Origin of the sequence: Vibrio sp. 10N.247.310.24, from assembly GCF_041467175.1 — a bacterium.
Lineage (GTDB): Bacteria > Pseudomonadota > Gammaproteobacteria > Enterobacterales > Vibrionaceae > Vibrio > Vibrio tasmaniensis_A.
In genome coordinates this window covers 1-7,173 of sequence record NZ_JBFSUD010000133.1, presented here as the reverse complement: position 1 = coordinate 7,173, position 7,173 = coordinate 1, and the positions used below count along the sequence as shown (strand labels likewise).

9 protein-coding genes and 2 pseudogenes are annotated in these 7,173 nt (G+C 39.5%); 6 read left to right on the top strand and 5 right to left on the bottom strand.

What is annotated here, in order from left to right; genetic code table 11:
- Positions 1–261 (top strand): annotated as a pseudogene (locus AB6E08_RS22315) (DDE-type integrase/transposase/recombinase); the annotation flags it as partial.
- A gap of 236 nt (positions 262–497) precedes the next feature.
- On the opposite strand, the gene AB6E08_RS22310 reads toward AB6E08_RS22315, so the two are convergent.
- Positions 498–815 carry a hypothetical protein gene (locus tag AB6E08_RS22310; protein ID WP_372067606.1) on the bottom strand — a complete coding sequence of 106 codons (318 nt, stop codon included), beginning with the start codon at positions 813–815 and terminating at the stop codon, positions 498–500.
- Positions 816–989: 174 nt separating this feature from the next.
- Positions 990–1,177, bottom strand: a pseudogene (locus AB6E08_RS22305) (AlpA family phage regulatory protein).
- A gap of 456 nt (positions 1,178–1,633) precedes the next feature.
- On the opposite strand from AB6E08_RS22305, the gene radC reads away from it, so the two are divergent.
- The 5 genes from radC to AB6E08_RS22280 all read left to right on the top strand — a co-directional run bounded on the left by radC (position 1,634) and on the right by AB6E08_RS22280 (position 3,943).
- Entirely contained in the window at positions 1,634–2,101 is a 468-nt protein-coding gene (gene radC, locus AB6E08_RS22300; protein ID WP_108091908.1) for a DNA repair protein RadC, read from the top strand.
- Positions 2,098–2,550: a DUF2787 domain-containing protein gene (locus AB6E08_RS22295; protein WP_372067603.1), complete on the top strand. Its 453-nt coding sequence runs from the start codon at positions 2,098–2,100 to the stop codon at positions 2,548–2,550. Before radC ends, AB6E08_RS22295 begins: the two co-directional genes overlap by 4 nt.
- Positions 2,551–2,572: 22 nt before the next feature.
- Entirely contained in the window at positions 2,573–3,016 is a 444-nt protein-coding gene (locus AB6E08_RS22290) for a DUF2787 domain-containing protein (RefSeq protein WP_372067600.1), read from the top strand.
- 127 nt (positions 3,017–3,143) lie between these two features.
- Positions 3,144–3,704 (top strand): tyrosine-type recombinase/integrase, encoded by a 561-nt coding sequence (locus AB6E08_RS22285; RefSeq protein WP_016796425.1) that lies wholly within the window; start codon positions 3,144–3,146, stop codon positions 3,702–3,704.
- Positions 3,701–3,943 (top strand): AlpA family transcriptional regulator, encoded by a 243-nt coding sequence (locus AB6E08_RS22280; RefSeq protein WP_372067595.1) that lies wholly within the window; start codon positions 3,701–3,703, stop codon positions 3,941–3,943. Before AB6E08_RS22285 ends, AB6E08_RS22280 begins: the two co-directional genes overlap by 4 nt.
- 79 nt (positions 3,944–4,022) lie before the next feature.
- Here the strand turns inward: AB6E08_RS22280 and AB6E08_RS22275 are convergent, their stop codons facing one another.
- From AB6E08_RS22275 to AB6E08_RS22265, 3 genes are all read right to left on the bottom strand, one after another.
- The gene (locus AB6E08_RS22275; protein WP_241786440.1) at positions 4,023–4,655 is read right to left on the bottom strand and encodes an inovirus Gp2 family protein; all 633 of its coding nucleotides are present in this window, start codon (positions 4,653–4,655) and stop codon (positions 4,023–4,025) included.
- 311 nt (positions 4,656–4,966) lie between these two features.
- The gene (locus AB6E08_RS22270; RefSeq protein ID WP_372067591.1) at positions 4,967–6,427 is read right to left on the bottom strand and encodes a YfjI family protein; all 1,461 of its coding nucleotides are present in this window, start codon (positions 6,425–6,427) and stop codon (positions 4,967–4,969) included.
- Positions 6,428–6,480: 53 nt separating this feature from the next.
- Positions 6,481–6,720, bottom strand: a complete 240-nt coding sequence (locus AB6E08_RS22265; protein WP_102516813.1) for an AlpA family phage regulatory protein — start codon at positions 6,718–6,720, stop codon at positions 6,481–6,483.
- Positions 6,721–7,173 lie beyond the last annotated feature (453 nt).

The following is a 7,173-nucleotide window of genomic DNA, read 5'->3' as shown; positions in this document are numbered from 1 at the left end:
TATTCAAGGCAAGTTATTGGTTGGTCTATGGATACGAGAATGACGGCCTCACTGGCCTGTGATGCCTTATCGATGGCTTTATTCCGTCGAGGGTTCCCTGAGCAGGTTATAACTCATAGCGATCGAGGTAGTCAGTACTGTTCGAAAGGCTATCGAGACCTCATAAGTAATTATAATTTAAAACAAAGTATGAGTAGAAAAGGAAACTGTTGGGACAACGCATGTGTTGAGAGCTTCTTCCATTCAATGAAAGTTGAAGCAAACTGGACTTGAACCCTCTTGTTTTACAAAAGGATAATGCATGTTTTTATTGTGTTCTCGGGTTACATTTAGCAGGGGAAATGCCCCATCCTAAATCCTCTGTGAGCATTGCTCTGGCAGACTTTTGGGACAAAGGTCGTTTAGTCAACCGAGAAGAATTTCATCCTAGTTGCTAGCACGTAATGATGAACTCCCGTTTAGACTATTATGTATATTTCCTAACAGACTTGTAGCGGTTAACAGTCATTCAACAGCTTTTCTTGTACTGCTAGTGCCATTTGTTTGATAGCAGATCCTTCCAAACCAAGACTATTACGATTCAGATTCGCATCGCTCATATTTTGAATGTGTGATAACCAAGCTCGATAATGGTTCTTGGAGTTGTTTATCGTGCTAATACGTGAGTTTTGCGTTTTGATTGAAGCCCAGTTTCTATGCCTAGTACCAACATGCAAGTGGTAAAGATACGACACAAAAAAGGTTGCACCAATGGTGGTGAGTTTATCGCCACCATCAAATGAAAATGTATGTCGTTCAGATCCCTTGCTTGGCATTCAATTTACCCTAATGTATTTTCCTTAGAACACGTTAAGGTTAGTCATTAGTAAAAATAGGTCAACCTAGCGATGAGGTTTTGCTAACGTCTCTAGTTCAAAATCACTTGGGGGCAAAGCTTGTTAGAAAAACATGGCATAGAGGAAGTTGTAATAGCTTCCATCCATTATCTGTCAATCAACATTATCGCGCTCACCAATCCTATCTAACACCCAATCTGTCACCTCTTCGTCTACCCATGCCACCGAACGACAACCTAGTGGCACGGCTTTTGGAAACCCACCTCGCTCATGTACTTGTAGATGGTAGAGCGTACGAGGCTGGTTAAGGTTATTACTTCTTTTAGTTTGATTAATCTCATGATGAATTCCGGTTAGTTCAACTCATGAGATAACGAGAATGTGCATTTAATTACTCCACTACGTAAATCACCACACTCCAACTTTTTTCAACCACACATTACCTTTCTGAAGCCAACTAGTCGCAGGCTTCCATTCATGCTCATTTCTTAAATCAAACTAAGCAGGAGGCACTTATGCCGTTTGTTTTCATTGCTGGCTTTATCGTTGGCGCAGGTTTGTACCACATCAACAAGGAGGCGAATGGTGAATCCCCACCAACCGACTAAGGCGCTAATCAAATTGTTCATCTATGGCGTAGTGAGTGGTTACAACTGGGCTAAACGACAAGATAAACAGCGCCCATAACCTAAAGCGGCTCAACGTAGTTGGGCTGCTTCTATGGGGAAGGATTCCATTATTTTTTAGCCACATATTACTTGGATGCACATACCTTTAACGCACAAGAAGGAAAGTACATGCATTCAAATCAATACACGCCAAATGAACCTACAGAGCTTCGTCAAATCCTAGAGACCGCCGCGACCATGCTCGCAGCGAAGTATGCTCGGGCAGGGTCATTCACCAGTCCAGAAAACACTAAGCAATATCTACAGATGAAACTGGCGCATTACGACAGAGAAGTGTTTGCCGTGATGTTTCTTGATAATCAAAACCAACTGATTGAATACAAGGAGATGTTCTTTGGCACCATTGATGCCGCTAGCGTCTATCCAAGAGAAGTCGTCAAAGAAGGATTAATGTTGAACTCGGCGGCGGTGATCTTTGGTCATAATCATCCATCTGGCTTGCCTGAGCCATCACAAGCTGACCGGAGGATCACTCAACGTCTGTCTGATGCATTAGCATTGGTTGATATCCGAGTATTGGACCATGTCGTCGTAGGTGAGCAATGCGTGTCTTTTGCTGAGCGAGGTTTGTTATGAGCCAAACCACACCGCATCGACTGCTGGTGGAATATCTCAACGCACTTGTTGAGCAATTAAACATTCCAACCTTTGCTACACGTATCGCCCTTAACTTTCGAGTGTCGAGCTACTACCAAGATCGTAGTGGTTTTCATCCTGTCGAGATCCAACTCAACAGATCGATAAACCAATCAAACGACAATCATTGGAGCATCGTCTTTGTCACTAGCTTTGCTTATCCAGACGAGCAAACCGAAAAGATGGAGATGGAGCTCTACTTCAATTTCCTACGTGGATGGTTCTATCAACCGGACATTGAACGCTGTGAACTCCACCAGCCACAAGTAACCAGTCTATATCAAAGCTATGAAAAGTCTTTCCTCAAGCAAATTCAACAAGGATCCTTTGACGATATCCAAGCAATACTCGTCAATATAGACACGCCCACGGAATCATCAATCCCATAACCACTAACCAAGGAGGCATACCATGCCAGTCTCAACCAAATTTCAAACGATGCAGTTTCACCCTTGTGTGCTGCCTATCTCAACTCACTTTTACAACGTAATCACTAAACAAGTTCAACAAGGTAATGGGGATAACGACTCTGATTTATTAACCGTTAACTTTCGAGACACAAGTTATAGCGCTGAAGCTGGTGGGTATCATCCAGTAGAAATCATGATCCGCAATGAAGGCAATAAGTGGCGACTCTGTTACATCACCGACTTTGCCTATTCTGGAGGCGTCTATCCAGAACTAGCCATTGAGCTCGATTTCAATATTGAGAGCAACATATTCAGACAGATGTCTCTGGCACCTTGCGCTTTAGCACATCGAGAAGTGAAATCTTTCTATCGAACATGGGAAGGTAACTTTTTGGAGTATTTATCTGATGGTGTGTTTGACCAAATCAAAGTCACCAAGAGCTGAAAAGCATTCAAGTTCCCATTTTAGCAATTTGGGAACTTGACATCCCTTATGGAACAAGGCTTTTAGTTTCTGGCCTGCTTTGAAGTTCCTCTAATCATCATTTTCATCGAAAAAAGGAAGCTGCGTTATGGCAGAAGTTCAAGCGGTGAAAAACCGCGACACTATCCAGCTCATCGGCCACTTATTAGAAATACGGCATAGTAAGCAAATGTCAGATATCTGGAATGTGGGTATTAATCTCGCTTTACGGATTTCTGATTTGTTGGCGATTAAGTTTAGCGACATAGAAGAAGACCGTTTAACCATCCGTGAATCTAAAACGGGCAAAATGGCCCAGATTGCATTAAACCCGAGAAGCTTAGAAATCATCCTCCGCATTAAAAAGGAGAATCCACACCACATCTACTTGTTCCAATCTTACCGAAACCAACAAGCGATAAACAAAGCTGCCAACCCATTGAGTCGTCGATCTGTTAGCCAAGCGTTTTCATCAATTGGTGAAGAGATTAGTTTTCCGTTGGGGACTCACTCAATGCGAAAGACCAGAGGCTACCACTTATACAAAAGCACCAAAGATATTGCACGAGTGATGCGAATGCTTCGCCATAGCTCCGAAGGTGTCACGCTGCGCTACATTGGCGTGACACAAGATGACATTGATAATGACTTTAGGGAGTTAGTATTATGAACAACGAAATGAATAATATTAAGCAACCACCAACTGCGAGTCGCCTTATGCGATTAAAAGAGGTGATTCAGATTACGGGTATATCACGGTCTTCACTTTACAAGTATCTCAACGAAGGGAAATTTCCGCCCCCCGTATCATTAGGCGCTCGCTCTGTTGCTTGGGTAGATCATGAAATTCAAGCGTGGATAACAACCAAAATGAAACAACGAAACAATAAAGCAATCCAATGTCTATAGTTTGACTTCCCAAAGAGGTTATTTGACACCTCTTTTTTTGCACTAACTCATATATATACCATAAATACTCTACAGAAAGTTAACTCTTACTCGTCCCGTAAAAACGCACCCTAGCATTACCACCATAAGGCTTTGTTTTTAACTTCGCCAAATAACTTAACCTAAACATTACAGCATAAAATGTGTCATAAAATGAGGAGGAGTTCTTATTTAATTCATATACTGGATTTTTCTTTGGAATATGAACCAACCCCTTCACATCATTCACTTTACATTTTATTGCACTCGCCCAAGCCTCTGAAATACGATTAATGGTATTATTTCTAGTACTACCAATCTTTCCAAACCCTTTATACACATTGTAATTTAGAACTAGAGCGACATGGTAATGCCAACCTTCGTTACCACTCAACTCTTTTACCCATACGTAGTTAATGTTGCAATTAACTTTACGATTCCTATTTTTACTTTTTCTTCTTAAGTCATATTTGATTTTAAAACGAAGAGAATCAAAAAACTTCGATATTATCTCAGTAGGTCCTGAGTAACCTTTAGGAAACTTCAGCTCAAAGCGCATAACAAGAAGACGGTTATGATCAGACAAAGATTTAGCCATCATTAGTTCATTCGCCATTAATATTCTTTGTATTAATGGACCATGTTTAAATATCACACGGTAACCATTGAACACTCCTGTTTTAATTAAATTCATTTCAACTTAACACCTATTATTTAAAACAAGCAATAACAATATCTACTTCACTTCATTCTTAAGGAATGAATAATAAGAAATTCATAATAACAAAAGATATATATATTACTATAACCGACAAGAAATCTGGCTTAACCAACAGTTAAACTAGGGAATAGATAGATACCTATTTATTGTTTTGAGGTTTAACCCAGTGGTTTTTGCTAACTTATTACTCTGGACTTATGCATAAAACCCCCTACTTACATTTCTATATTTTTCACTTATTAACCCGGCATTATTACGTTGATAATTAAGCAAGATAATGTAAATCAAATATAAGGCTTCAATCCCAAATCAAGAATAAGTTTAGCCTCATCATGTTGATAGTTAGGAAAGAGATCGACGACCCTTGTCTTTGGTTTAATCATAATTTCACTTAACATATAATTGGGTTTTAGATACTCTAATGCTTGTTCTAGGTTTTTTTTGTTTCTTGTCCCATATGGCCCAAATTGAAAAATATCATTTCGCTTAATATATCTAATGCCTGAATTTGAAAGCGTTAGAAACCATTGTATTAAATTCTGGGCATCTACTGCACACTTCGGAGGGGCAGAAAACACTTTCACAAATTGACCAGAAAAATAGCTCATTAAATTAATTGACTCTAGGAGTGTTTCCGCAGAAATTTCATCATTTAAGTCACCATTAAAGCAATGAATTAAAGCCGCTAACCTAGCTATATTTTCTGGTAACTTTGAGGCATGATCTGCAACTTGCTGAAAGATACCGTTAGGTCTCATCTTTACTTCAATATCGTTGTAAACATCCTGCCATATTTTTTTAGCTTCATTGGAGAATCGAACGATTTTTCTATTGGTGTAATCAGAAATATCTTGGGATTCCGATAGCCAATGATAAAGCTTATCGTTAAAAGCCTGTATACCGGCTCGTGAGTAACCTATCCCTGTAGACTGTCTAAAGCCGATATTGGATGATGGCGCACAAACAAGAAGACGAGCCAAGAATCCGTTACCACGCACACTATCCTTTGATTTTTTTATAAAGCGATCTAGCGCACTTGATTGAGTCATTATATGAACGGTTAACCGAGCGCTTTCTACCGTATATGATCCTGTTGTTTTCCTATTGACAGTAACATCATCACCACTCCAAATTGCATTTAGGCTAGCCGTTTGTGCCATCGCTCGGCTGTTAAGTAATACTCCCCCTTCACTAGACCCAAGAAAAGCATTTGGTACATTCTCACTGAGACCACTCAGCAATGCTTCAATAGTACTATCTTCATATGAGAGCAAATCGAGTTTTGGTTTAATTGGTTTTTTTTCTTCGAGTTCGAGTAACTGGTTTGCCATTGACTCACATTCAAGTTCATCATCTAAATTGACTAACTTTTTTATACGAGCGACTTTTTTTTCATGCAACTCAAGTTGAATTTGGTACTCCCTAAACTGTGTTTGATAGCATTCGATATTTTCTTTCTGAAACGATTTGATTCCTTTTGTGAATAGATTCTCTACCGATGATTTACGCTCTCCTGATTCTGCAATCGTTAACCCCATTAGTGAAACAGGGCTTACTTTTCCCGTGGGTATTTCTACATCGATAACGCCTTGCAATGCGAGTGAAACGGAACTAATAGCGGTCATATAGATCATCGAATCAGGCGCTTGCGTGATAAGTTTAGCCTCCATATAGGCTTTAGTGATTAATGATGACGGAGATACTAAGGGAAAGACCTCCGACGACGTTGGAAATTGATATAACATGCACACTCCTATCGATAACGACATAAAATGATCAAATATTGATAACCGCCTCTCTAATCACGCCCTGCGATAGAGTTATTTCTCATCAAATTTAACCAAGTTTGCATATCCCCCATCAACCAACCTACCGCTCTTGCGCCTAGTTTGATTTTCTGAGGAAATGAAGGGTCAAAACGTTTTGATGAAGGGTTTTGTTTGTCATAGATAGTCGACCGAGAAAGGCCCGTCATTAACATGACATCCTTAAGTCGAAGAATTTGGTTTGAACGAAGTTCTGAGTGAGTAGATAACATTTAAAGCTCCTTAGTTGATTTAAGGTGCCATTAAACATTAAAGGACAAAGTTACAAAAAGGAGTTGAGTTGATTTTTCGGCATAAAAGCTCACCCCAGCCCTTTATACAAAAGGGCTACGACTCTTTTACTATTTTAATTTTTTGTACTTATCTGGCCTGATAATTAATTCTATTGCATGAATATATGTGTCATTTGTATCAAGAACTTCATGTAGTTCATCTAAAACATTCCTGGCTATTTCTTGTACATTTTTCTTGCTCAGCTTAGTATCTGATAGCCAGTGGTGGCTATAAACTTCTTTGACAAGATTGAAGTTTTTACCTGTTTTGTCTTTAATCAGAAAAGCTCCCGCTTCACGCTCTCCCTTTTTTTTAAAGCTCTTAAAATTGCGAAATAGCGGTGTTTTTCAAGGTAGTTGTCATCATTTGCTTGCTTATTAAGCAGCTTCTCT

Bases quoted from the DNA above. Each gene is read 5' to 3' on its own strand.
- AB6E08_RS22285 (WP_016796425.1), top strand. From the start codon at position 3,144: ATGGCAGAAGTTCAAGCGGTGAAAAACCGCGACACTATCCAGCTCATC.
- AB6E08_RS22275 (WP_241786440.1), bottom strand. From the start codon at position 4,655: ATGAATTTAATTAAAACAGGAGTGTTCAATGGTTACCGTGTGATATTT.
- AB6E08_RS22265 (WP_102516813.1), bottom strand. From the start codon at position 6,720: ATGTTATCTACTCACTCAGAACTTCGTTCAAACCAAATTCTTCGACTT.
- AB6E08_RS22270 (WP_372067591.1), bottom strand. From the start codon at position 6,427: ATGTTATATCAATTTCCAACGTCGTCGGAGGTCTTTCCCTTAGTATCT.
- AB6E08_RS22310 (WP_372067606.1), bottom strand. From the start codon at position 815: ATGCCAAGCAAGGGATCTGAACGACATACATTTTCATTTGATGGTGGC.
- radC (WP_108091908.1), top strand. From the start codon at position 1,634: ATGCATTCAAATCAATACACGCCAAATGAACCTACAGAGCTTCGTCAA.
- AB6E08_RS22290 (WP_372067600.1), top strand. From the start codon at position 2,573: ATGCCAGTCTCAACCAAATTTCAAACGATGCAGTTTCACCCTTGTGTG.
- AB6E08_RS22295 (WP_372067603.1), top strand. From the start codon at position 2,098: ATGAGCCAAACCACACCGCATCGACTGCTGGTGGAATATCTCAACGCA.
- AB6E08_RS22280 (WP_372067595.1), top strand. From the start codon at position 3,701: ATGAACAACGAAATGAATAATATTAAGCAACCACCAACTGCGAGTCGC.